The 24,391-nt window shown below is 71.1% G+C and carries 22 protein-coding genes; 7 read left to right on the top strand and 15 right to left on the bottom strand.

Translation table 11 applies throughout. The features are described from left to right. Positions 1–22: 22 nt before the first annotated feature. Both GGQ54_RS10115 and GGQ54_RS10110 read right to left on the bottom strand, forming a co-directional pair. Positions 23–1,381 (bottom strand): class I SAM-dependent methyltransferase, encoded by a 1,359-nt coding sequence (locus tag GGQ54_RS10115; protein ID WP_179445270.1) that lies wholly within the window; start codon positions 1,379–1,381, stop codon positions 23–25. 49 nt (positions 1,382–1,430) lie between these two features. Beyond that, a complete protein-coding gene (locus tag GGQ54_RS10110) occupies positions 1,431–3,290 on the bottom strand; it encodes a glycosyltransferase family protein (protein ID WP_179445269.1) in 1,860 nt (619 codons plus the stop codon). A gap of 126 nt (positions 3,291–3,416) precedes the next feature. Between GGQ54_RS10110 and GGQ54_RS10105 the strand changes: the two genes are divergently transcribed. Genes GGQ54_RS10105 through GGQ54_RS10085 form a run of 5 tightly spaced genes read left to right on the top strand, consistent with a single transcriptional unit; the run spans position 3,417 to position 8,773 of the window. Continuing rightward, on the top strand, positions 3,417–4,652 hold the full coding sequence (locus GGQ54_RS10105; RefSeq protein ID WP_179445268.1) for a glycosyltransferase family 4 protein: 1,236 nt from the start codon (positions 3,417–3,419) through the stop codon (positions 4,650–4,652). Then, positions 4,642–6,342 (top strand): glycosyltransferase, encoded by a 1,701-nt coding sequence (locus GGQ54_RS10100; RefSeq protein WP_179445267.1) that lies wholly within the window; start codon positions 4,642–4,644, stop codon positions 6,340–6,342. The genes GGQ54_RS10105 and GGQ54_RS10100 overlap by 11 nt, the downstream gene beginning before the upstream one ends. Further along, positions 6,329–7,222 (top strand): ABC transporter permease, encoded by an 894-nt coding sequence (locus tag GGQ54_RS10095; protein ID WP_179445266.1) that lies wholly within the window; start codon positions 6,329–6,331, stop codon positions 7,220–7,222. Before GGQ54_RS10100 ends, GGQ54_RS10095 begins: the two co-directional genes overlap by 14 nt. Then, the gene (locus tag GGQ54_RS10090) at positions 7,209–8,063 is read left to right on the top strand and encodes an ABC transporter ATP-binding protein (protein ID WP_179445265.1); all 855 of its coding nucleotides are present in this window, start codon (positions 7,209–7,211) and stop codon (positions 8,061–8,063) included. Before GGQ54_RS10095 ends, GGQ54_RS10090 begins: the two co-directional genes overlap by 14 nt. Beyond that, entirely contained in the window at positions 8,060–8,773 is a 714-nt protein-coding gene (locus GGQ54_RS10085; RefSeq protein ID WP_179445264.1) for a DUF6270 domain-containing protein, read from the top strand. The genes GGQ54_RS10090 and GGQ54_RS10085 overlap by 4 nt, the downstream gene beginning before the upstream one ends. Before the next feature lie 7 nt (positions 8,774–8,780). Here the strand turns inward: GGQ54_RS10085 and GGQ54_RS10080 are convergent, their stop codons facing one another. Beyond that, entirely contained in the window at positions 8,781–9,698 is a 918-nt protein-coding gene (locus tag GGQ54_RS10080) for a hypothetical protein (protein ID WP_179445263.1), read from the bottom strand. A 127-nt stretch (positions 9,699–9,825) separates the two neighbouring features. Here GGQ54_RS10080 and galE point away from each other — a divergent pair, with 127 nt between their 5' ends. After that, positions 9,826–10,821, top strand: coding sequence for a UDP-glucose 4-epimerase GalE (gene galE, locus GGQ54_RS10075; protein WP_179445262.1), 996 nt, complete (start codon positions 9,826–9,828; stop codon positions 10,819–10,821). A 121-nt stretch (positions 10,822–10,942) separates the two neighbouring features. Here galE and GGQ54_RS10070 read toward each other — a convergent pair whose 3' ends face one another. From GGQ54_RS10070 to folP, 7 genes are all read right to left on the bottom strand, one after another. Then, entirely contained in the window at positions 10,943–13,486 is a 2,544-nt protein-coding gene (locus tag GGQ54_RS10070) for an ATP-dependent Clp protease ATP-binding subunit (RefSeq protein WP_179445261.1), read from the bottom strand. Between the two features lie 262 nt (positions 13,487–13,748). Next, positions 13,749–14,078, bottom strand: coding sequence for a histone-like nucleoid-structuring protein Lsr2 (locus GGQ54_RS10065; RefSeq protein WP_179445260.1), 330 nt, complete (start codon positions 14,076–14,078; stop codon positions 13,749–13,751). 145 nt (positions 14,079–14,223) lie between these two features. Further along, a complete protein-coding gene (locus GGQ54_RS10060; RefSeq protein WP_179445259.1) occupies positions 14,224–14,904 on the bottom strand; it encodes an intermediate filament family protein in 681 nt (226 codons plus the stop codon). Positions 14,905–14,961: 57 nt separating this feature from the next. Further along, the gene (locus GGQ54_RS10055) at positions 14,962–15,480 is read right to left on the bottom strand and encodes a DUF3180 domain-containing protein (protein ID WP_179445258.1); all 519 of its coding nucleotides are present in this window, start codon (positions 15,478–15,480) and stop codon (positions 14,962–14,964) included. 1 nt (position 15,481) lies between these two features. Further along, positions 15,482–16,042, bottom strand: a complete 561-nt coding sequence (gene folK, locus GGQ54_RS10050; RefSeq protein ID WP_179445257.1) for a 2-amino-4-hydroxy-6-hydroxymethyldihydropteridine diphosphokinase — start codon at positions 16,040–16,042, stop codon at positions 15,482–15,484. Further along, positions 16,039–16,431: a dihydroneopterin aldolase gene (folB, locus tag GGQ54_RS10045; RefSeq protein WP_179445256.1), complete on the bottom strand. Its 393-nt coding sequence runs from the start codon at positions 16,429–16,431 to the stop codon at positions 16,039–16,041. Before folB ends, folK begins: the two co-directional genes overlap by 4 nt. A 34-nt stretch (positions 16,432–16,465) precedes the next feature. Continuing rightward, positions 16,466–17,284 (bottom strand): dihydropteroate synthase, encoded by an 819-nt coding sequence (folP, locus tag GGQ54_RS10040; RefSeq protein ID WP_179446545.1) that lies wholly within the window; start codon positions 17,282–17,284, stop codon positions 16,466–16,468. A 159-nt stretch (positions 17,285–17,443) separates the two neighbouring features. Between folP and GGQ54_RS10035 the strand changes: the two genes are divergently transcribed. After that, positions 17,444–18,520, top strand: coding sequence for a DUF7691 family protein (locus GGQ54_RS10035; RefSeq protein ID WP_179445255.1), 1,077 nt, complete (start codon positions 17,444–17,446; stop codon positions 18,518–18,520). A gap of 31 nt (positions 18,521–18,551) precedes the next feature. Here the strand turns inward: GGQ54_RS10035 and folE are convergent, their stop codons facing one another. From folE to GGQ54_RS10010, 5 genes are all read right to left on the bottom strand, one after another. Continuing rightward, positions 18,552–19,124: a GTP cyclohydrolase I FolE gene (folE, locus tag GGQ54_RS10030; RefSeq protein WP_179445254.1), complete on the bottom strand. Its 573-nt coding sequence runs from the start codon at positions 19,122–19,124 to the stop codon at positions 18,552–18,554. After that, the gene (ftsH, locus tag GGQ54_RS10025; RefSeq protein WP_179445253.1) at positions 19,124–21,226 is read right to left on the bottom strand and encodes an ATP-dependent zinc metalloprotease FtsH; all 2,103 of its coding nucleotides are present in this window, start codon (positions 21,224–21,226) and stop codon (positions 19,124–19,126) included. The genes folE and ftsH overlap by 1 nt, the downstream gene beginning before the upstream one ends. 113 nt (positions 21,227–21,339) lie before the next feature. After that, positions 21,340–21,891 carry a hypoxanthine phosphoribosyltransferase gene (hpt, locus tag GGQ54_RS10020; protein ID WP_179445252.1) on the bottom strand — a complete coding sequence of 184 codons (552 nt, stop codon included), beginning with the start codon at positions 21,889–21,891 and terminating at the stop codon, positions 21,340–21,342. A 6-nt stretch (positions 21,892–21,897) separates the two neighbouring features. Then, positions 21,898–22,875, bottom strand: a complete 978-nt coding sequence (gene tilS, locus GGQ54_RS10015; RefSeq protein WP_179445251.1) for a tRNA lysidine(34) synthetase TilS — start codon at positions 22,873–22,875, stop codon at positions 21,898–21,900. A 28-nt stretch (positions 22,876–22,903) separates the two neighbouring features. Then, positions 22,904–24,391 (bottom strand): MFS transporter, encoded by a 1,488-nt coding sequence (locus GGQ54_RS10010; RefSeq protein ID WP_179445250.1) that lies wholly within the window; start codon positions 24,389–24,391, stop codon positions 22,904–22,906.

Genomic DNA, 24,391 nt, shown 5'->3' with positions numbered 1-24,391 from the left:
CGACCGGGTGCGCGAAACGCACTCACGGCAGGTACGCCGCCCGGAGGTCGAAGGCGACCTCGGCGTCCTCGTCGGTCTCCACGGTGATGATCACGCGATCTGAGTTCAGCAGATTCTTGTGGGCCTCGGACACGAACGTCGCGGTGAGCTCGCCGGGGCGGAGCGAGAAGGCATGCTTCTTCCTCGACGACCCGTGGCCCGCGGGCACCTTCCACCACCATCGGCCGGTCTCCTCCTCGCCCGCCTTGGCGGTCACGACGACGCGCTTGGCCGCGTCGAAGTCCCGGAACTCGAAGGCCAACCGCAGCGCCTCGAGCCCCTCGACGGGGAACGAGATCTTGTCGTAGGGCGAGACGCTGCAGGCCACGAAGTACTCGTCCTTGACGGCGACCGCATCGGGCACCAGTTCGAAGCTGGCGGCCGGGACGGGCACGAAGTCCCGGGTCCGCGACAGTGGCACCGCCGAGCTGACCGCCGGCCGACGCGCCGCCTCGGCGACGCGCTCCGACCGCTCCGGCGAGCGCGAGACCACGACGAACGACCAGACGTTGGCCAGCGGCTCGACGTGGTGCACGTACAGGCCGGCCTGTTCCACCATGCTCTTCAGCCGGGCCACATCGAACACCGTCAGATGTCCCCAGATGTTCTCGATCCGGCCATGCAGCGGCACCGAGAACACCAGCTCGGCGCCGTCGGGCAGCGCATCGGCCAGCACGCGCAGCGCGCGCTCGGGGTCAGGCACGTGCTCAAGGACCTCACAACAGATGACCAGCGACGCTCCCGCGGCCTCGACCCGCTCGCGCGTCAGGTCGAACAGGTCGCCGATCTCCAACTGGATGTCGGCGTCCTCGAGGCCGTTCGCGGCGAAGAGCCGGCCGCACCGCCCCACGAACGTGTCCACGAGGTCGATGCCGTGGTAACTCGCGACGCCCACACCGCGGAGCAACTGCGCGGCCAGGTAGCCTTGGCCGAACCCGACGTCGAAGATCCGGTCGCCCTCGCGCGCGAAGTCCATCGTGCGGCGGTAGCGCAGCTTGTTCGCCTTGCTCTCGTGGCTCTTGAGCGACATCCCGGACGGGTGCTTCAGCTCGACCAGGTTCTCCTCCGCGTAGCGGTACCACAGCTCGTTCTCGTGCCCGAGCGCCAACCGGATCGCGCCGGTGCTCAGCCGCTCGTGCATGTCGACCAGGAGCCACCCGGATCGCACGGCCGCCGCCTCACCCGGGTCGCTCACCTCGCGCTCGCGCGGCGGCTCGGCCAGCTTCCGCGGGTGCAGGACGCGGGCGTAACGCCCCGGAATGCCCCACGACGGCTTGGCCGGCTCGCCACCCGGCCGTGGGGGTGTGTCGACTCGGTCAGGAGCGTCACCGCTGATCACCATGCCGACAACCTAGGGCGTCCGCACCGGGTTCGCACAGGGTGTCTGGCGATCAGGCCTTCGAGGACGCCGCGACGACGTCGGCATTGGCGAGGATCTCGGCGTCGGCGGCGTCCCAGGTGTGCCGATGCACGGTGCCGATTCGTCGCTCGAGCACGAAATTGAACCGATCGGCCGAGTAGATCCGGCCGCCCGCGGCGCCGACCGCCCGCAACATCGCGGTGTCCTCGCCGCGCCCGACCTCCGCGAACGGGTGCTCCGCGAGGACCGATCGCGTCGTCACGATCGTCGGCCCCATCACCAGATCGGTGAACTTGTGCTCTCGCTCCGGGAAACGCAGGGCGGTCAGCTCCCGACCGGCCAGGTGGACGTAGTGCGCCTGCTTCCCGACGACGTCGGCCCCGGAGTACGCGAGCGCGAAAAGTTGATCACGCAGGTAGTGCGGCCCGTAGTCATCGTCGTCGTCGATCTTGGCGACGACCTCGGCGTCGGCGATTCCCCGGAGCTCGTTCAGGCATCGCCCCAGCGGCCACTCCGCGGGCCCGACGACGTGCCGCAGGTTCTCGACTCCGAACTCATCGCGCAGCCCGGCCAGGCCGTCGGCGGGATCGAAACCGTGGGTGAGCAGGCACAACTCGACCTCCACGTCCACGAGGCCGGCGACCGTCTCGAACACGTGCCGCAACTGGTGCGGGCGGTTGGTCGACACCAACAACGAGACCGGGGGGAGCGCGACCCGCGGAGCCGCCACCCCGGCGGCGGTCAGCACGTCGTCGACACGATGTCCGTAGGTGTGCTCGGACCAGATCCGGCGCTGGGCGGCGTGCACCATCCGGTCGCGCAGCTCGGGGCTGCGAACCAGGGCCCGCAGCATCCACTCGGCGTCTTGTTGATCATCGACCTGGATGACCTCGTCACGCGGGAAGAAGTTCTCGATCGCCGGGGACGGGGTCGAGACGACAGGCGTACCGCAGGCGGTGATCTCGAACACCCGCCGGGCGCACATGGACGGCGAATCGACCACCGAGTTGACGTTGAGGAAGACCTTGAACGCCCGGTACGCGCTGAGCATCTGGCGATAGTCGAGCGAGCCCACGACCCGCTCGTCCAGGGGTGACGGGAACTGATAGCGCTCGTCGCCGCCGAGATAGCGGGAGAAGATCTCCAGCCCGTGCGCCATCCGTGGGCTGACCCGATCGGCAGCGCCCAGCAGCAGGTCCATCTGCTCGCGCCGCTCCGGGTACTTGTGAGCGAAGTACATGCCGCCGAAGCCGATGTCGCGGCTGGCGTGCCCGGACCTCGGCCGGATCGGGTTGTGGATCGCGGGCTGCACCGCGAACGGGAGGACCCCGACCCGGTCGTGACCGAGATCGCGGCGGTAGTCCGCCAGCCGATTGCTGTCGGTGGTGAAGACATGATCGAAAAGCCGGGCGCTGGCCAGGAAGTCCGCATAGTGCACGGGGTCTTCCTTGTTCCAGAAGACGGTCGGTACGCCCGCGCCGCGCAGCGTCTGGACGAGCTCGACGAAGGCGGGCCGCGGCGCGCTCGTGCCGGTCAGGTGGTACTGCCAGGCGTCACCGTTGCCGTGCCAGGCGGACTCCACGAACAACAGGTCGACGATCGGCCGGTCTCCGTCCAGGGTCAGCTCGCGCCAGTCCTCCGGTGTGATCTCGACCTGCTCCCACTCGTATCCGAGGGCGAGCCGGGTGAAGTCGTCGGCGATCACCGCGACCCGGACACCCCTCGCGGGTGCACGCTCGGGCAGGGGCCACTCCGCGTACTCGATGCCGGCGGTGCCGGATCGGACCGAGTCGGGTCCGGCGCTCAGGCGGCGCCTCAGGTAGCGCCGCCACTGACCCGGGCCGCCGTGTCGCAAGTGCCACAGCTGACGACGCAACTCATCCAGCGCCACCGAACCTCCCTCACACACGCACGGGCCCGAGCGGCCGAACCTATCGGGGCGGCGTCCGGGTTCGCACCGCCCCGCTGCTGCGCATATCCTAAGCGCGGTCCCGACCGGTCAGGAGCAGTCCGTCCCATGCGCATCCTGTTGCTGACGCAACACTTCCCTCCCGAGGAGGGGCCGCACGCGTACCGGTGGGGCTGGCTGGCGCGGCGCTTCGCCGAGCTGGGCCATCGGGTCGACGTGGTCGTCCCGCGCTGGCGTTCGGCAGGTGACGACGGGCGCCACCCCGACCGCGACCCCGGCGACGGCATCACCGTGCACGAGACCACCGCCCGCATCCGCGGCCTGCGACTCACCCGACGGATCGCCAACGAGCTGCTGACCGCCGCAGCGGCATACCGCCTGGCCCGGCGCGAATGCCCCGACCCCGACGTGATCATCGGGACCGTCCCGTCGCTCCCGACGTTGCCGGTCGCGGTCGCGCTGGGCCGCCGCGCGCGCCGGCCCGTGGTCGCCGAGATGCGCGACGCCTGGCCCGATCTGGTCCAGGAGTGGCAGACCTGGGGCGACACCGGCACCGCGACCCGTGCGCGAACGCCGGCGGGCGTCGCGGCCTCGTTGATGGGCGTCGGGGCGCCCCTGGTGCGGCGGGCCTACTCCGCGCTGCAACGCGGGGCCGACCTGATCGTCACCACCACCGACAGTTGGGCGCGCGTCCTCGGCGGTCGACGGATGCCGCCGATCACCGTGATCCGCAACACCAACATGGCGATCAAGGAGCGGCTGCCGGCACCGCCGCCCCGACCGGGCAACTCCCTGCAGGTGCTGTACGCCGGCAACATCGGGCGCGCGCAACACCTCGCCACCGCCATCCGTGCGGCGTCGCTGTGCCACCGCGCCGGCGTACCGGTGCGGCTGCGGATCTTCGGCACGGGCGCCGAGGCCGAGGCGATGCGTACCTTCAACCACCGGCTGGGCGAGCCGGCGGAAATCTTCGACCGGGTCCCGATCGATCAGGTCGCCGAGCACTACGACTGGGCGGACACGGTGCTGATCAGCCTGCGCGCCTGGGAGTCGATGGGCTGGTCGGTGCCCTCCAAGCTCTACGAGGCGCTGAGCAGCGGCCGGCACATCACCGTCTCCGCGCCCGGCGAATCCGCCGAGATCGTCTCGGAGACGGGTGCCGGACATGTCGTCCCGCCCGAAGACCCGGAGGCACTCGCCGAGCTCTGGACCACGCTCGCCAACGACCGGTCGCTGCTGGACACGGGCAGCCGCGGACCCGAATGGGTCGCCGCACATGCCGACCGGGACGAACTGCCGCGGCGCTACCTGGAGGCGCTGCGTAGCGTTGCCGATGGCCGCTGACCGGCGGCACCGCGCCGGCGATCTGGTTCTCATGGGCCGGACGGCGCTGGCGCTGGCCGTCGAGGATCCGATGCATCTCGTCGTCCAGGGGGCGCGACGATTCCTGCCCCGAGCGCGCGGTTCCTGGGGTCCGCGACGCGGGCTGGGCGGCGCGCTCGCCGCCTTCGTCCAGGACCGGCCGGCCGACGCGCGACGCATTCTTTCCGGGGTACGCCCGCGCGCCCGGCCCGCCCGGGCCCTGCGGGATCTGCTGGCCGTCGAGCTCGGCGTACCGCTCGGGCCCGGAGCCGGCCGCCGCGCGCGAGCCCGCGCCGCCTGGCAGCGCGGCGCCATGACCGAGGCGGTCGAGCTGTTGGGCGGCACGCGGCGCAGCCGACTGCGGACGCGGATGGAGTCCGAGCTGGGGTTGATGCGCCCGAGATCCCGGCTCGCCCTCGGCCGTGCGACCCCTGCTCGACCGGCGGGTGGCGGGGTGCTGGCCGTGCTGACGAATGCGCAGCCGCACACCAACAGCGGGTACACCTTCCGGTCCCAGCACGTGTTCGACGCGATCGCGGCGAGCGGTCGACGGGTCGACGCGGCGACGCGGATCGGCTACCCGGCGACGATCGGCCGCCCCGGTAGCGCGATCGACTGGCGGATCGGCGGGGTCAACTATCACCGCCTCCCGGCGTTCGGCCTGCCCGCCGCGCTGGACCAGCGGCTCGCCGCGCAGGCCCGGCAGCTCGTGGCGCTGATCGCCGAGCATGATCCGGCGATCCTGCACACCACCACCGACTGGACCAATGCGGTCGCCACCGCGGCGGCCGCCGACGCAACCGGCCTGCCCTGGGTGTATGAGATGCGCGGATTGTTGGAGCTGACCTGGCTCGCGTCGCGCCCGGCGGCGTACCGGGAGGATGCCGAACACAGCGAGCGGGTACGCCTGCTCCGGGCCCGCGAGGCCGACCTGGCGTCGGCCGCCGACGCAGTCGTCGCCTTGTCGATGACGCAGCGCGCCGACCTGGTCTCCCGCGGCGTACCGGCCGACGCGATCACCGTGATCCCCAACGCCGTCGACGAGGCGGTGCTGGCCCGGCCGCCGGTCGAGCCCGCGGACGCCCGCGCCGCGCTCGGCCTGCCGCGCGCCGGGCTTTGGGTCGGCTCGATCACGTCGGTGGTCGGCTACGAGGGTCTCGACGTGTTGATCGACGCGATCGCCGCCGCCCGGGCGGCGGGGCTCGACGTGCGCGGCGCGATCGTCGGCGACGGGGTGTCGCGCCCGGAGCTGGTGGCAAGGGTGGACCGGCTGGGGTTGGGTGAGCACGTGCTGCTGCCGGGGCGGGTGCCGCACGCCGAGGCGCTGCGTTGGTACGAGGCGCTGGATGTCTTCGCGGTGCCGCGCCGCGACACCCCGGTCTGCCGAATGGTCACGCCGGTCAAGCCGCTGGAGGCGATGGCGCTGCGCCGCCCGGTGATCGGCAGCGACCTGCCCGCGCTGGCCGAGATCATCGGCGGGGCGGGTACGCTCGCGCGCCCGGGCGATCCCGCCGATCTGGCGCGGGCACTGGGCGAGCTTGCCGATCCCGACGAGCGCGACCGCTATGGTTACGCGGGTAGGCAACTCGCGCTACGGCGTACTTGGCAGGCCGCAGCACAGACCTACGGCGACCTGTACCGAACCATCCTGGGAAAAGATGCCCGAAGCTGACATCGTTCGGCCCGACCTGGCGACCGATCCGCCTCGCCGGTCCGCAGGCGCGGCGCCCATCCTTCTCCCGGTCGGCGGTCGGCCGCCGTTGGGCGTCTACATCGCGCAGTTGATCCAGCGCTGGCCGTTCGCGCTAGCGCAGGCGCGGGCACAGACGATCACCGCGAACGGCAGGATGCTCCTCGGCAATCTGTGGCTGATTCTGCAGCCGTTGTTGGACGCGCTGATGTACTACCTGATCTTCCAGGTGATCCTCGGCGTCAGTCGCGGCATCCCAAACTACGTCGGCTACCTGCTGATCGGCGTGTTCATGTTCGGCTATACCGGCCGGGCCATGAACCAGAGCGCCGGCATCGTGTCCAGCAACAAGGGCCTGATCCGCGCCTTCGCCTTTCCCCGCGCGGCGCTGCTGATCGGCTTGGCCGCGCGCAACCTGTTCAGCACGATCCCGACCCTGATCGTGTTGCTGGTCATCCTGATCCTGAAGCCTCCCCAGGCGTACCCGACCCCGCTGTGGCTCCTGTTCCCGGCGGTGATCGCCATCCAGACCGTGTTCAACCTCGGTCTGAGCTTCATCGTTGCCCGGATCACCGACGCGATACCGGACCTGCGCAAGATCATCGGCTTCGTGACCCGGCTGTGGTTGTTCGTCTCCTGCGTCATGTTCGGGCCCGAGCGCGTGCTGCGACTTCCTTACGGCGAGATCATCCTGAACATCAATCCCGCCTTCCAGGTGCTCGACATCTCGCGCAAGTTGTTGATCTACGACACGATGCCCGAGCCGCGGTCGTGGATCATCCTGGCGGCGTGGTCGGTCGTCTTGTTCCTGATCGGCTTCGTCTACTTCTGGCGGGGCGAGGTGAACTATGGCCGAGCGTGACGTACGCCTGCACCGCACCGTCGAGGTGGACAACGTCAAGGTCACCTACAGCAGCCGGACCACCTCGCTTTCCCAGGTGGCCAAGCGCCACCGGATCCGGGCCCGGATCGGTCGGACGTTCGGCATCTCACCCACCACCCAGGTGCACGCCGTCAAGGGGGTTTCGTTCGCCGTGCACGAGGGCGAGCAGGTCGGGATCATGGGCCAGAACGGCTCCGGGAAGAGCACCCTGCTGCGCATCATCGCGGGCGTGGAGCCGCCGACGAGCGGTGAGGTTCGTTCGACCTCGACTCCGGTGTTGCTGGGGGTGAACGCCGCGTTGATCAACTCGCTGAGCGGTGAGGGCAACATCCGGCTCGGGCTGTTGTCGCTGGGCATGTCGCCGCCGCAGGTCCAGGCTCTGATGCCGGCGGTGGCCGACCTCGCGGGCATCGGCCCCGCGTTGAAGCGCCCGATGGGCACCTACTCCTCCGGCATGGCGGCGCGGCTGCGGTTCGCGATCGCGGCGGCGTACAACCCGCACATCCTGTTGATCGACGAGGCCCTCGGCACCGGCGACGCGGCATTCGCGAACCGCAGCCAGAAGGTGATCGAGCGGCTCCGGGAGAGCGCCGGAACGATCTTCCTCGTCTCGCACGCGGCGAAGACGGTCGAGGACACCTGCACCCGCGCGATCTGGTTGCACAACGGCGAGATGATCGCGGACGGGCCGGCGCGCGAGACCGCGCGAAAGTACCGCTGGTGGGCGCACAACATCGCCCAGGACAAGCCGGAGGTGGCCGACAAACTGCTCGCCGATGCCCGGGCGCAGTTCGCGGCCGAGCAGGAGATCGAGGCGTGACGCGCACCTTCATCATGGGCTCGTGCGTGTCCCGGGACACATTCGAACACCTGCCGGAGCGGTTTCGCCTGGCCGGTTACGTCGCCCGCCAGTCGCTGGTCAGTGTGGGCCGCCCGGTGCCCGATTCGACGCTGCCGTACGCCGAACTGGACAGCGCCTTCCAGCGCCGGATGCTCGCCGGTGACCTGGCCGGGAATGCCATTGATCAACTGGACGCCGCGGGCACCGTCGACCTGGTGCTGTGGGACCTCACCGACGAGCGGCTCGGCGCCCATCGTGCGGGGGACGGGTGGTTCACCCGGACCATCGAGGGCATCGGCGCCGACTTCTACCCGGCCGGACTGCCGCATGTCGCCTACGGGACCGATGAGCACTTCGCGGCCTGGTCACGCGCGCTGCCCCGTTGGATCGGCGCCCTGGCCGACCGCGATCTGCTCGGGCGGACCGTCTTCCTGCAGGTGCCGTGGGCCGCGATCACCACGGAGGACCATCCCACCCCGGTCAGCTTCGGGCTGTCGGCGGAGGCGGCGAATGCCGCGACGTTTCGCTATCAGCGCGCGATCATGGACGCCGCGCCGGAACTGACGATGATCCGTCCGCGGGACCGGGTCCGCGCCCGCCCGGGACACCAGTGGGGCCTCGCGCCGTTCCACTACACCGAGGACGTCTACCGCGACCTCACCAACCAGTTGGATGCCCTGACGCGCTGACCCGGGTTCAGGGAGTCGGCGCCACCATCTCGTCCGTGGCCCCGGGCTCGCCCGGGCCAGCCCCGCCGGTCTCACCGGTGCCGGGGTCTCCGCCGCCGTCGCCCGGGTCCGGATCCCCGCCGCCATCGCCGGGACCGGGATCGCCGCCGCCCGGGTCCGGGGCGCCGCTGCCATCACCGGAGCCGCCGCCGTTGCCCGAACCGCCGTCGCCGTTGCCGGAACCGGAGCCGCCGTCACCATTGCCGGAGCCACCGTCGCCGTTGCCCGAGCCGCTGCCATTCCCCGAGCCGCCGTCACCGTTGCCCGAACCGCCGCTGCCCTTGTCGTCATCGGAGTTGCTGTCGCCGCCACCGTTGTCGGACCGCTGGGAGTCCGGCTGCCGCGGCCGCGGCGCGGGCTCGTCGTAGTCGCCCTGGCCGCCGGAGCCCGTGCCGGAATCGGCATCCGCCTCGTCGTCGCCCCCGCCCGAGTTGTCCGAGGTCTGGCTGGGGCTCGGAGTCGGGCTCGGAGTCGGGGTGGGAGTCGGGGATTCGCTCGGCGTCGGCGTCTCGCTGGGGGTCGGTCGCGGGGACGGCGTCGCGACGACCGCCGGGATCGGCGCCGCCTGGCCGAGACCGAGGCCGAGGGCCGAACTGGCGACGAGCATCGCGAGCCCCACGCCGATCAGGCCGACCTGCACGGGGCCCGGACGTCGTCCACCCTTCGCGGCACGGCGCGCCCAGGTGAAGATGCCGAGCCCGAGCGGGATGATGGCGAGCATCAGCAACGCGAACCAAGGACCGACCAGCCACCCGCAGGCCGCGGCATAGGCGACCAGCGCGAGAAGACCCGGCGCGATCTTCCATCCCGAACCGCGTGCCAGGACGTCAGGGTTGGCGAGCCGGTCGAGGATCTCGTCCGCCTCGTCCCTCGTCTCCTCCGTCACGGCCCTCCCCGTGGTTGATCCCCGATCCGAAATCCCGGCGATTCTACCCCAGCGACCCTCAATCTCCGATCGACAGTCGCCCGGGCCGTAGGCTGACCGGCGTACCCGAACGGCCGAGAGGACCCCGATGACCCCCGATCCGAACCACACCTGGCTGATCACCGGCGGCGCCGGCTACATCGGCGCGCATGTCGTCCGCGCGATGCGTGACGCCGGCCTCGGCGTGGTGGTGCTCGATGACCTGTCGAGCGGGTTCGCGGCGTTCGTGCCCGACGGCGTACCGCTCGTCCGCGGCAGCATCACCGACACCGATCTGGTCCGCGACACGCTGCGCGAGCACGACGCGGCCGGCGTGATCCACATCGCGGGTTACAAGTACGCGGGCGTGTCGGTCGAGCGGCCGCTGCACACCTACACCCAGAACGTGACCGGCACGGTCAGCCTGCTCCAGGCGATGGCCGACGAGGGTGTCGACAAGATCGTCTTCTCCTCCTCGGCGGCCACCTACGGCACCCCCGACACCGATCTGGTCACCGAGCAGACGCCGACCCGGCCCGAATCGCCCTACGGCGAGTCGAAGCTGATCGGTGAATGGCTACTGGCCGACGCGGCGCGGGCGACGGGGCTGCAGCACACCTCGTTGCGCTACTTCAACGTCGTCGGATCGGGTACGCCGGAGATCCACGACGCCTCCCCGCACAACCTCTTTCCCAAGGTGTTCGAGGCGCTGCTCGCCGGGCGTACCCCCATGATCAACGGCGACGACTACCCCACCCCCGACGGCACCGCGGTCCGCGACTACCTACACGTCGCCGATCTGGCGCAGGCCCACGTGGTGGCGGCCCAGCGGCTGGCGGCCGGTGATCAGCTCGAGCCGGTCTACAACCTGGGCAGCGGCACCGGCTCGTCGGTGCGCGAGATCATGACCGCGATGGCCCGGGGCACCGGCATCGACTTCACGCCCGAGATCGCGCCGCGACGCCCGGGCGACCCGGCCCGGATCGTCGCCAGCGGCCAGCTCGCCGCCCGCGATCTGGGCTGGAAGATGCGCCACACCCTCGATGACATGGTCGCCAGCGCCTGGGCGGCCGCCGAGGCAGCAAAGTCCGCGACCACTTCCTGAGGTTTGTACCGACGTTTGCGTCACTATTGACGCAGACGTCGGTACAAACACTTGCCAAACCACGGACGAGAAAGGGCCCCGCGGAGCATCAGCTCCGCGGGGCCCTCCTCGCGCTCGGTGATCAGGCCGACTGCTCGCCCTCGTCGCCGCCGGAGCCCTCCAGCTCCACCGGGGGGCTGTCCGGCAGCTCGCTGCGCGGATTGCCCGTGAAGGTGAACGGCTGGTCCGACTGCGGGTCGTCGACATCGACCACGACGATCTCGCCCGACTTCAGCTCGCCGAACAAGATCTTCTCGGCCAGCACGTCCTCGACATCGCGCTGCAGCGCGCGGCGCAGCGGGCGTGCACCCAACACCGGGTCGAAGCCGCGCTTGGCGACCAGCTCCTTCGCGGCCTGGGTGAGCTCGATGCCCATGTCCTTGTCCTTCAGCCGGGTCTCGATCTCGGCGACCATCAGGTCCACGATCCGCTCGATGTCGGCGGGCGTGAGCTGGTGGAAGACGACGATCTCGTCGATCCGGTTCAGGAACTCGGGACGGAAGTGGGTCTTCAGCTCGTCGGCGACCTTGGCCTTCATCTTCTCGTAGCTGGACTCCTCGTCCCCCGCGCGGGAGAACCCGAGGTTGACCGCCTTGGAGATGTCGCGGGTGCCGAGGTTCGTGGTCATCACGATCACGGTGTTCTTGAAGTCCACCGCGCGGCCCTGCGCATCGGTCAGCCGGCCCTCGTCGAGGATCTGCAGCAGCGAGTTGAAGATGTCCGGGTGCGCCTTCTCGATCTCGTCGAAGAGCACCACCGAGAACGGCTTGCGCCGCACCTTCTCGGTCAACTGGCCACCCTCCTCGTACCCGACGTAGCCGGGCGGGGAGCCGAACAGCCGCGAGGCGGTGTGCTTCTCGGAGTACTCGGACATGTCGAGCGTGATCAGCGCGTCCTCGTCGCCGAACAAGAACTCGGTCAGCGCCTTGGTCAGCTCGGTCTTGCCGACGCCCGAGGGTCCGGCGAAGATGAACGAGCCGCTCGGCCGCTTCGGGTCCTTCAACCCGGCACGGGTACGCCGGATCGACCGGCTCAGCGCCTTGACGGCGTCGTGCTGGCCGATGTAGCGCTTGCCGAGCTCCTCCTCCATGTGCAGCAGCCGGCTGGACTCCTCCTCGGTCAGCTTGAAGACCGGGATGCCGGTGGCGCTGGACAGCACCTCGGCGATGGTCTCCTCGTCGACCTCGGCGACCACATCCATGTCGCCGCTGCGCCAGGCGCGCTCCTTCTCCTCGCGCACGCCGATCAGCTTCTTCTCGTCATCGCGCAGCGACGCGGCCTTCTCGAAGTCCTGCGCGTCGATGGCCGCCTCCTTCTCCAGGCGTACCGTCGCGATCTTCTCGTCGTACTCGCGCAGGTCCGGCGGCGCCGTCATCCGACGGATCCGCAGCCGGGCACCGGCCTCGTCGATCAGGTCGATCGCCTTGTCCGGCAGGAACCGGTCCTGGATGTAGCGGTCGGCCATGTTGGCCGCCGCGGCCAGCGCCTCGTCGGTGATCGTCACCCGGTGGTGCGCCTCGTAGCGGTCGCGCAGGCCGCGCAGGATGTCGATCGTGTGCCCGATCGACGGCTCGGCGACCTGGATCGGCTGGAAGCGGCGCTCCAGCGCGGCGTCCTTCTCGATGTGCTTGCGGTACTCGTCGAGCGTCGTCGCGCCGATCGTCTGCAGCTCACCGCGGGCCAGCATCGGCTTCAGGATCGAGGCCGCATCGATCGCGCCCTCGGCCGCGCCCGCGCCGACCAGCGTGTGGATCTCGTCGATGAACAACACGATGTCGCCGCGGGTCTTGATCTCCTTGAGCACCTTCTTCAGGCGCTCCTCGAAGTCGCCGCGGTAGCGCGACCCGGCCACCAGCGCGCCCAGGTCGAGCGTGTAGATCTGCTTGTCGCGCAGCGTCTCCGGCACGTCGCCGCGGACGATCGCCTGGGACAGGCCCTCGACCACGGCGGTCTTGCCGACGCCGGGCTCGCCGATCAGCACCGGGTTGTTCTTGGTACGCCGGGACAGCACCGTCATCACACGCTCGATCTCGGTCTCCCGGCCGATCACCGGGTCGAGCTTGGCCTCGCGCGCGGCCTGGGTCAGGTTGCGGCCGAACTGGTCGAGCACCGTCGAGCTGGAGGGGGTCGAGCCGGACTCGGCGCCGACGCCGGCACCCACCGGGCCGCCGCCCTCGGCCTTGCCGCCCTGGAAGCCCGACAGGAGCTGCAGCACCTGGTTGCGGACGCGATTGAGGTCGGCGCCGAGCTTGACCAACACCTGCGCGGCGACGCCCTCGCCCTCGCGGATCAGGCCCAACAAGATGTGTTCGGTCCCGATGTAGGTGTGATTGAGCTGCAACGCCTCACGCAAGCTGTATTCGAGCACCTTCTTGGCGCGCGGCGTGAAGGGAATGTGGCCGGTCGGGCTCTGCTGTCCGTGGCCGATAATCTCCTCGACCTTCTCCCGGACCGCCTCCAGCGAAATCCCGAGTGACTCGAGCGCCTTCGCGGCAACACCCTCGCCCTCGTGGATGAGACCCAACAGGATGTGTTCTGTTCCGATGTAGTTGTGATTGAGCATGCGAGCTTCGTCTTGAGCCAGCACGACGACCCGTCGCGCCCGGTCGGTAAATCGCTCGAACATCTGGTCTCCTCATCGGTTGCCGGGGGACTTCCGGCCCGCCCCACTCGGCGGCGGCCCGGTCCCGGCAGCGTACGAACAGTCTAGTGAGCGCTCCGGTCCGCCGAAGTGTTCCCGGATGCCGGAGCCGTTCGCCCTTGGCGCAATCGCGACCGGGCGCGCCCGCGGGCGGTCGGTACGCCAAACGGCCGGCCCCTGTCCGGGACCGGCCGCCGTGGCGTACCAACTGCTCAAGAGCTCCAACTGCCAAAGACTGTGCGCCGCCTCAGTGCGCGCGGTCGTAGGCCTCCTGGATCTCGGCGGAGATCCGCCCGCGGGCCGAGACCTTCATGCCCTGGGCCTGGGCCCATTCGCGGATCTCGCCGGCCCGCGAATTCCGCGAGCCGGACGATGCCGTCGAGCGGCCGGTGCGGCGACGCCCGCCGGTCCGCCGACCATGGGCAACCCACGGCGCCAAAGCGTCGCGCAGCTTGCCAGCATTCTTCTCCGAAAGATCAATCTCGTAATCGACGCCATCGAGACCGAATCGCAAGGTCTCGGCGGCCTCGCCGCCGTCGATGTCGTCTTCGAGGATTACCTGCACACGCTGAGCCATCTTTTCCTCCCCATCTCGGAGCCCCCCGAGATCGTTTGTCCGCGGCAAACATAACACGCGTCATCCGAACCACCACAAATCGGAAGGTACGCAAAAACTCCCGCCCGTTGTGGGCGGGAGCTATTGCTGAATTGGGTCGACGGGCTCAGGCTTCGCGGGCCCGCGGCTGCTGCGCCGCTTCGCGCTCGGCATCCTTCACCGCCGCCATATTGGCAACGGTCGGATGCTCCTCGTCCCCGTCCTCGTCCGTCGCCGGCGCGGCCGCGATGGCCAGCACGGCACCGGCCGGCCCGGGCTCCTCACCGCGCATTTCGGCGAGCTCGGCTTCCTTGGCGACGAGCGCGTCCTGCAGCGCCTCGAGGTTGGCGATGCGGTCGGCGAGCTCGATCTTCAGCGCCGTGTTGTTGCCGCGCAGGCCGGAGACCTCCGACTGCAGGCTGCCGATCCGGCGCTTCAACCCGGTGATCTCCTGGTGCGCCCGGCGACGCTGGTCCTCGAGGCGGTCATTGCTCGCCGCCAGCTCGTCGTTGTAGGCCGACATGGTGTCGAGCACCTCGCGAGCATCCTTGCGCTCGGCGCTGCGGGCGGCGACCTCGGTCCGGATTGCCTCGCGACTCGCGTCGGCCGAACGCTTCAGGGCCGCGCGGGCCTGCCGGGCAGCGAGCCAGAGGGCGGCGGCACCGGCGATGATCGCGATCGCGACTCCGGCCCGGACCACCCAGACCTCCCCGATCGCGGCGACGGCGGCCAGGATCGCGCCGGCGGCAAGGACGACCAGCGCCGTCCATCGGATGGCTGCGGGGGCACTGTTGCGTGGTGTGCTCACGAGTGCATTGTGTCACGTGATTCACCGAACGACAGCGCGACTCGGCCTCGTGCGGGCTCAATTTTCCTGATTGTTCGCTGAGTCGTCATCGGGTACGCGGCAGGCCCGCTCCAGCACCAGCCCGGCGATCATGATTCCCACTCCCCCGACCACGGCGACCAGCGAGGTGATCACCCGAAGTCGCGGGGCCGGTGCGGCAATGGCGCCCAGCGACAGCAGCGCGAACACGAGATAGCCGCCCGCCAGCAGCGCCCCGGCGAGGGCGGCGGACTTGCCCAGCGCCAGCAGGGCGACGGCACGCTCGGGCTCGACCGGCCGCCGATCGGTCCGCAGCCGCCGCCACGCGCCGATGGCGATGGCCGCGACGCAGCCGGCGATCGCCAGCAGCGCGACCGGGCCGGCCCACGACAGTTGCAGGGGTACGCCGGTGATCAGCTCGGCGAGCTTGCCCAGCGCGAACGCTCCCGCCCCGCCCAGCACCGCGGCGATGATCAGCACCCGCGTGGACGTGGGCTGCAGCCGGCCGCCCTCCGGGCCCGGCTCGGGCCCGCCCGGTGCCGAGCCCGGGTCCGTCATCTCAGCGATCCAGCTCCACGTCGTCGAGCCGGCGCACCCCGGAGGCGTCCAGCGACGTCAGCAGTTCGGCGATCGCACCGTGACCGGGCAGCTCGCCCGCCGGCTCGATCTCGGCCCACGGCACCAGCACGAAGGCGCGCTCGTGCGCGCGCGGGTGCGGCAGGGTCAGGGTGTCGTCGTCCACTCGGTCCTTGCCGACCATGATCAGATCCACGTCGAGGGTGCGCGGCGCGTTCTGCTCGTCCTCGCGGGACCGGCCGAACGCGTCCTCGATCGCGTTGGCGCGTTCCAGCAGCGTGCGCGGCTCCATCGTGGTGTCGGCGATCACCACGATGTTGTAGAAGTCGGGATCGCCCTCCCCGCCGCCGACCGGCGTCGTCTCATAGACCGACGATATGTCGACCACCCGCAGGTCGGGCGTGTCCTCCAGCGCCTGCACCGCGCCGGAAAGAGTCGCCTGCCGGTCCCCCAGGCTGGAACCCAGCGAGAACACCACCTGTCGGATGGGCTTCATCCCGCTCAACGTGTCGGCGTCGATCGCGAAGGGATTGGGGCTGGTCATCGATCGGCACTCCTCTGAATCGTGACGGCGACGTCGGTCACCGGCACCGGCATGTCGACATCCGGTTTGTGGACGGTCACCGAGACCCGGCGTACCCGGGAATCGGCAAGACAACTCGCCGCAATCCGCGCGCCGAGAGCTTCCAGCAGGTCGAGCGGCTCGCCTTCGATGTCTGCCACCACGGCCTGCGCCAAGCCAGCGTAGTCGATCGTGTCGGCAAGATCATCGCTCGCGGCGGCCGGCGAAAGGTCCAGCCAGCAGGTCACATCGGCGACAAATCGCTGCCCGTCGCGGCGTTCGTGCGGATGGACGCCGTGGCGGCCGAAACCGGTGATCCCGCGCAGCTCGATCCGGTCGGCGAGCGCCGGGTCGGCGACGAAACCGGTCACTGATCACCTCCTGGTCGGCCGGGCGTCCCCGACCCTAGCGGAGCCCGCCGCCACGGCCCGAGGCGGCCGTTCGCCACGCCTGCCCGACCGCCACGGCGTCGCGGTGCTCCGCGACCGTGTGCGTCCGCACCCCCCAGATGCCGCGTTCGGCGAGCAGTGCGGTGATCGCGGCGGTGGCGGCATCGCGCTCGGCCGGCGGCCGGTCGCCGGCGCGGTCGGCGAGCAGCGTACCCAGGAAGCGTTTCCGGGAGGCGCCGACCAGCAGCGGGTGACCAAGATCGGCAAGGGCGTCGAGGTGGGTGAGGAGTTGCCAGTTGTGTTCGGCGGTCTTGGCGAATCCGAGCCCGGGATCGAGGATGATCAACTCACCGGGGATGTCGGCGGCGAGAGCCGCGTCGCGGCGGCGGGCGAGCTCGTCGCGTACCCGGGCAACGACGTCGTCGTAGTCGGCCAGATCGGCCATCGTCGCCGAGTGTCCCCGCCAGTGCATGCAGATCAGCGGTACGCCGAGATCGGCGACCGTCGGCAGCATCGCCGGATCGGCGAGGCCGCCGGAGACATCGTTGACGATCCGCGCGCCGGCGGCGACGGCGGCCCGCGCCACCTCGGCGCGCATGGTGTCGATCGAGATCGGTACGCCGGCCGCGGACAGCTCGCGGATCACCGGCAGGACCCGGCGCAGCTCCTCGGCCGGATCCGCGCGGGTGGCGCCCGGGCGGGTGGACTCGCCGCCCACGTCGACCAGGTCGGCCCCGTCGGCGGCCAGGCGCAGCCCGCGCTCGATCGCCCGCGGGTGGTCGAACCACATGCCGCCGTCGGAGAACGAGTCCGGCGTGACGTTGACGATGCCCATCACCCGGGTCGGGCCCGGTGTCAGCAGCGGATCGAGGCTCGGCACCCGGGCATTGTGTCCCGAGTCCGGACGCCGGTCGAGCCGGGGCGCGCCGCGGCGTCGTGCGGATGGGCACCGGTTCTGCGAACCGTTCGCCCGGCGGTGCCCTACGGTGTCGCCATGGGCGAGATGCTCCGGGTGTATGCCGCATCGGCGGCGGAGGTGCGCTCGCTGGTGCTGCGGGCCGGCGAGAGCAAGGCCATCGCGGAGCGGCTCGCCGCAACGGTCCGGCCACACCTGGACGACGATGTCGCGCCGGGCGTGCTCGACGAGCTGCTGTCCGGCGAGCGCCTCGAGGCCGGCGAGGACCCGACGCCGCGCTGGCGTGCGCTCGAGACGGTGATCGCCGCCACGGCCTGGGCCGCCGGGGCGACCGGCCCGTACAACCGATCGTGGCTGCCCGACTTCGACCGGCAGCTCGCGCGCGGCGGCGTACCGGCCGACCTCCGGCTGGAATCGTTGATGGAGCTCGCCGGGTTGCCCGGCCTGGACCTGCGCCGCGCACCCACCGGCGCAGCGACCGGGCTGCCCGCCGCGGCGGCCGACCGGCTGGTCAGCACCTGGGCCGCGGCGCGGGAGCGGATGACCGAGCCCGATGTCACCGACGACGTGCTGGCGGTGGCCCGCCAGGTCACCCCGCTGGCCGAGCGCGCCGCGGCCCTCGGCCGCCCCGCCCCCGATCTGATCCTCGTCTTCGGCGGTGCCGGGCCGCACGCGGAGCTGGGCCGCCCGGAGCGTTGGGCCGATCACGTACGCCGGGCCGCGTTCGAGCCCGAGCGGCTGGCCGGCGTACCGGAAACGGAGCTCGGCACCTACGCCTTCGCCGACGGCCCGGACCGGCAGTACATCCTGCAGTGGCGGTTCGCCAACGGCGACGTGTCCGCGCGCTGGCAGACCCGCGACGCCGCCCAGACCTGGGACGGCCAGCTCGCCCCGGCCTGGGGCGCGCAGTTCGAGCAGGCGATGGCGGCCACGCGGTTCCCGACACCTCCGGCGGCCCCCGGCCCCCGGAACTTCCTGCTCCGGTTCGGCGCCGTCGACACCGGCCGCGAGGTCGTCAGCGATGTCGACGCGACCCGCGCCGACCCGGCCTGGGCCCGCGTCCTGGGCCTGCTGGACGGAGCCATCGCGACCCTGTGCGGGCGCGAGGTGAACGGCGCCCGCGGCGACCGGAGCTGGCTCGAACCGCTGCAGTAGCCGACGGTTCCCGCGACCGGGTACGCCCGGACTAGCGTCGGCCGTGGATCAGCGCGAGCGCCTCGGCGCGGGTGGTGGCATCGCGCAACTGGCCGCGCACCGCACTGGTGATCGTCTTGGCTCCGGGCTTGCGGACGCCGCGCATGGTCATGCACAGGTGCTCGGCCTCGATCACCACGATCACGCCCCGCGGCTGCAGCCCCTCGACGAGCGCGTCGGCGATCTGGGTGGTCAGCCGCTCCTGCACCTGCGGCCGCTTGGCATACAGGTCCACCAGGCGGGCCAGCTTCGACAATCCGGTGATCCGGCCGTCCGGGGCCGGCACGTAGCCGACATGCGCCACCCCGGTGAACGGCAGCAGGTGATGCTCGCAGACGCTCCACAACTCGATGTCGGTGACCAGCACCAACTCGTCGTGGCCGAGGTCGAAGGTGGTGCTCAGCGCCTCCTCCGGCTCGGCGCCGATCCCGGCGAACATCTCGACATAGGCCCGGGCGACCCGCCCCGGGGTCTCTCGCAGGCCCTCGCGGTCGGGGTCCTCGCCGATGCCGATCAGGATCTCGCGGACCGCGGCGACGACCCGCTCGTGATCGACCTGCCCCATCAGTTCACGCCGGTCGGGCCCTGCGGGCCGCCGCTGCCGGGCGGGCCGGGCGGGCCCGGCTGCGGACCGGGATAGGGACCCGGGTAGCTCGGCCCCGGGTGGTCGCCACCCGGCGCGCCGCCGCCGATCCCGTGGCCGGGCGGCAGCGGGGCGCCGGCCGGCACGTGCTCGATCTCGGGCTGCACCGGCCGCGGCGGCGGCTGCACCGGCGGGATGTCGCTCGGCTGCCGGTCCTCCGAACCGGTCCAGGCGGGCCGGGTGGGCCAGCGCCGCAGCCGCTCGAACACCGCGGCGACCTGGGCCTTGTCCAGGGTCTCCTTCTCGAAGAGCTGGCGGACCAGCTCGTCCAGCACATCGCGATTGGCCTCCAGCACCCGGAACGCCTCGTTGTGCGCGGTCGAGACCAGGTTGGCGACCTCGGCGTCGACGATCGCCGCGATCTGCTCGGAGTAGTCGCGGCCCCCGCCGCCGCCCATCTCGCGGCCGAGGAAGGGCTCGTGTTCGCCCGAGCCGAGACGGATCGCGCCGAGCCGCTCGGTCATCCCGTACTCCGTGACCATCGCCCGGGCCACCTTGGTGGCCTTCTCGATGTCATTGGACGCGCCGGTGGTCGGGTCGTGGAAGACCAGCTCCTCCGCGGCGCGGCCACCCATCATGTAGGCGAGTTGATCAAGGAGCTCGTTGCGGGTGTTGGAGTACTTGTCGTTGTCCGGCATCACCATCGTGTAGCCCAGCGCCCGCCCGCGCGGCAGGATCGTCACCTTCTGCACCGGGTCGGTGCCGGGCATCGCGGCGGCGACCAGCGCGTGGCCGGCCTCGTGATAGGCCGTGATCAACTTCTCCCGGTCGTTCATCAGCCGGCTGCGCTTCTGCGGGCCGGCGATCACCCGGTCAATGGCCTCGTCCAGGAACTCGTTGGTGATCATCTGTCGGTTGGACCGCGCGGCCAGCAGCGCCGCCTCGTTCAGCACATTGGCAAGATCAGCACCGGTGAATCCGGGGGTACGCCGGGCCACCGACGCAAGATCGACCGCGTCCTCGATCGGCTTGCCCTGGGAATGCACCTGCAGGATCCGGGTACGCCCGGCCAGGTCCGGCGCCTCGACGGCGATCTGCCGGTCGAAGCGGCCCGGCCGCAGCAGCGCCGGGTCGAGCACGTCGGGCCGGTTGGTCGCCGCGATCAGGATCACGCCGCCGCGCACGTCGAAGCCGTCCATCTCGACCAGCAACTGGTTCAGGGTCTGCTCGCGCTCGTCGTGGCCGCCGCCCATGCCCGCGCCGCGGTGCCGGCCGACGGCGTCGATCTCGTCGATGAAGATGATCGCCGGCGCGTTCTCCTTGGCCTGCTCGAACAGGTCGCGCACCCGGGAGGCGCCGACACCGACGAACATCTCGACGAAGTCGGAGCCGGAGATCGAGAAGAACGGGACCTTCGCCTCGCCGGCCACGGCGCGGGCGAGCAGCGTCTTGCCCGTCCCGGGCGGCCCGTAGAGCAGCACGCCCTTGGGGATCTTGGCGCCGACGGCCTGGAACTTCGCCGGCTCGGACAAGAACTCCCGGATCTCCTGCAGCTCCTCGATTGCCTCGTCGGCGCCCGCCACGTCGGAGAAGGTGTTCTTCGGGGTGTCCTTGTTCGCGACCTTGGCCTTGGACTTGCCGAACTGCATCACCCGGCTGCCGCCGCCCTGCACGGAGTTGATCAGGAAGAAGAACAGCACGCCGATGATCAGCAACGGCAGCAACCACGGCAGCACGGCGGTGAAGAAGTTGGGCTGCGGGTTCGTCACCCGCCAGGTCTGCAGCGTACCGTCGCTGACCCGCTGCTCCAGCCGCTGCACGATCTGGTCGGCCTGCCCGCCGACCCAGTTCGTCTTGATCTTGCGTGGCTCCGGCCCGGCCGTGGTCACCCGGATCTCCTGCTCACCGTTGATGAGCTCCACCTCGGCGAGCGGCTCGGGCGAATTGATGATCTGCACGACCTGGGAGGTCGGCTGTTCCTCGAACCCGGTGGCCCGGCCGGCCAGATCGAACACGATGACCAGCGCCAGCAGGGCGAGCAGGATCCACAGGATGGGACCCCGGAACAGCTTGGAAAGATTCATGGGCAGCCTTGACGGTGACGGGTGAGCACCACGAGACTACCCGGCCGCGCGGGCCCGACCCGCATCGCTTCGCCCACGGCTGACAAGAGTCGCGGCGGGCGATCCGGCCCGGGTCAGGAGTAGACCTCGGGCTTCAGCGTGCCGAGGCCGGTGTAGTTGCGGTAGCGACCGTCGTAGTCCAGCCCGTAGCCGACGACGAACTCGTTGGGGATGTCGAAGCCGACGTACTTCACGTCGACGCTGTTCTGCAGCGCCTCCGGCTTGCGGAACATGGTCATGATCTCGAGGCTGTTCGGCTCGCGCGAGCGCAGGTTCGAGACCAGGTAGGACAGCGTCAGGCCGGTGTCGATGATGTCCTCGACGACCAGCACGTCGCGCCCGGAGATGTCGGTGTTCAGGTCCTTCAGGATGCGCACGACGCCGGAGCTCTGCGTACCCGACCCGTAGGAGGAGATCGCCATCCAGTCCATCGTGCAGTGGGTACGCAGCGCGCGCGACAGGTCGGCCATCACCATCACGGCTCCGGTCAGCACGCCGACCAGCAGCGGGTCGGAGTCGGCGTAGTCGGAGTCGACCTGCTCGGCGAGTTCGCGCAGCCGCTCCTGGATCTGCTCGGGGGTGTAGAGCACGTGTTCGATGTCACCGGAGATGTCGGAGATGTCCACGAAGGCTCACTCTGGCACAACCTGCAGCATTCCGGCACTGCGCCCGATCCGCAGCCCCGGGACCTCGACGAAACGCTGCCCGGACCAGTCGGTGACGAGCCGGTCGACGGCCGCGATGTTGGTCGCGGACAGGTCCGCCGCGCCCCGGCGCAGCAGCCAGGCCCGCAGCATCCGCCGCCGGATCGCGGGGTGCTCGCCGGCGAGCAGCGCGACGGGCAGCACCTCGATCTCGGCCAGCTCGCCCGCCCGGCCGCCGAGCAGGTCCTCGTCCTGGGCGAGCTGATCGGCGGTACGCGCGAGCGCCTCGGCCACCCCGGGCCCGAGCTCGGCCTCCAGGACGGGCAGGACGCGGGTACGCACCCGCACCCGGGCAAAGCTCGGGTCGGCATTGTGCGGGTCGTGCCACGGCTCGAGCCCGAACTCGGCGCAGGCGGCCTCGGTCTGCGCGCGCCGCAGGCCGAGCAGCGGGCGGCGGTAGGGCCCGCGGGCCGCGGGCATGCCGGCGAGCGAGCGCGTCCCCGAGCCGCGGGCGAGGCCGAGCAGCACCTGTTCGGCCTGGTCGTCGAGGGTGTGGCCGAGCAGCAGTACGCCACCGCTCAGCGCGAGCGAGTCCTCGAAGACCCGGTAGCGGGCCCGTCGCGCCGCGGCCTCCGGCCCGCCCCGTCCGCCGGTGCCGGTGACCCGGGCGAGCAGGATCTCCAGCCGCGGGGGTCCGCCGGGGGCGTCGGCCAGCGGCCCGTCGGCCTGCCAGGCGCGGAGCTGTCGGCGTACCGCCTCCGCGACGGCGTCCGAGCCCGGGTGCAGGCCGTGGTCGACGATCAGCACCCGCAGCTCGCGGACCGCATGCGCGGCGGCCGCGGTCAGCGCGAGCGAATCGGGGCCGCCGGAGCAGCCGACGGTGACCGGGCCGGGCTCGCCGTCCAGCCCCGCGCGGACCGCCTGCACGACCGCCAGCGCGTTCGGTCCGAGCGCCCGGCGAGCCATGCCGACCATTGTGCCGCCCGGCCTCGCCTCAGTTCCGGCCGACCGGATCGCGCGGCAGGATGCGGGCTGCCAGCGCCAGCGCCGCGAGCACCAGCACCAGGCTGACCCCGTACGCCGCGGCGGCCCCCGCGGCGTAGCCGGCGACGCCCGACACCGCGAACAGCACGGTGCCCAGCACGGCCACCCCGGTGGCGCCGCCGATCTGCTGGGTGGCGTTGAGTACGCCGGAGGCCGAGCCGGTCTCGGCCTCGTCCACGCCGCCGATGATCACATCGAAGATCGGGCCCATCGCGGCTCCGGACCCGATGCCGGTGATCAACAGGCCGGGCGCGAGCCACCATGCCTGCAGGGCCGCGCCGCCGAGCAGCAGGGTGGCGGCCAGGGTCGCCTGGCCGAGACCCGCCACGGCGAACCCGGCGAGCAGCCGGGAGCGGCCGGAGACCAGCTTGCCCGAGCCCTTGAGCCCGACGATCATGCCGACGGCCTGCGGCAGCATGGCGAGCGCCGAGAACAGCGGGGTCAGCCCGAGCCCGATCTGGAACAGCACCGCCAGGACGAACGACGAGGCCATGAAGGCGGTGAAGAAGAACATGCTGATCCCCAGGCCGCCGGTGAAGGCGATCTTGCCGAACAGCGACGGCAGGACCAGCGGATCGCGCCCGGCCGCGGAGCGCCCGCGCTGCTGGACCACGAAGATCACCACGGCAAGCGCGGCGGCGCCGAACAGGGCGAAGCACCACCACGGCCAGCCGAGCTCGGGCCCCTCGACCAGGGGGAAGACGAGGCAGACCATGGCGAGCACGCCGAGGGCGCAGCCGAGGTAGTCGATGCCGAGCGTGCGGTCGGGCCGGGACGCGGGCAGGAAGCGCGTACCGATCAGCAGGCCGGCGATGCCGAGCGGGATGTTGATCGCGAAGATCGCGCGCCAGCCGAGGCCGAACAGGTCGGCGCTGACCAGGGCGCCGGCCAGCAGCGGCCCGGCCAGTGCCGACAGCGCCATGGTCACGCCGAACGCCCCGAATGCCGCGCCCAGGCGCTCGCGGGGGACGACATCGCGGATCAGCCCGAAGCTCTGCGGCAACATCAGCGCGCCGAGCAGCCCCTGCACGCAGCGGGCGCCGAGCAGCACGTCGAGACTGGGCGAGAGCGCCGCGATCAGCGAGGCGGCGACGAAGCCCGCCATGCCGATCAGGAACAGCCGCTTGCGTCCGAATCGGTCGCCGAGCCGGCCACCGATCAGCACGCCGCCGGCCAGGGCGAGGGTGTAGCCCGCGGACAGCCACTGCAGCCCGGCGGGCGTCCCGCCGAGGTCGCGCAGGATCGGCGGCCCGGCGACGGTGGTGACGAGGGTGTCGAGGAGGTCGAGGATCTCGCCGAGCAGGATGCCTGCGAAGGCCAGCCAGAACACGGCGCCGAGCCCGGCGCTCCTGGCCGACGTGGCCTGCGGCCTCGGCGGTGCCGATCGGCCGGGAAGCTCGTCGTTGGTCAGGGAATCTGTGGTGTCGGATGCGTTCAT

The sequence above is a fragment of the Naumannella cuiyingiana genome (assembly GCF_013408305.1).
GTDB lineage: Bacteria > Actinomycetota > Actinomycetes > Propionibacteriales > Propionibacteriaceae > Naumannella > Naumannella cuiyingiana.
The sequence above is the reverse complement of the archived record's forward strand: the minus strand, read 5'-3'. Positions and strand labels throughout refer to the sequence as shown.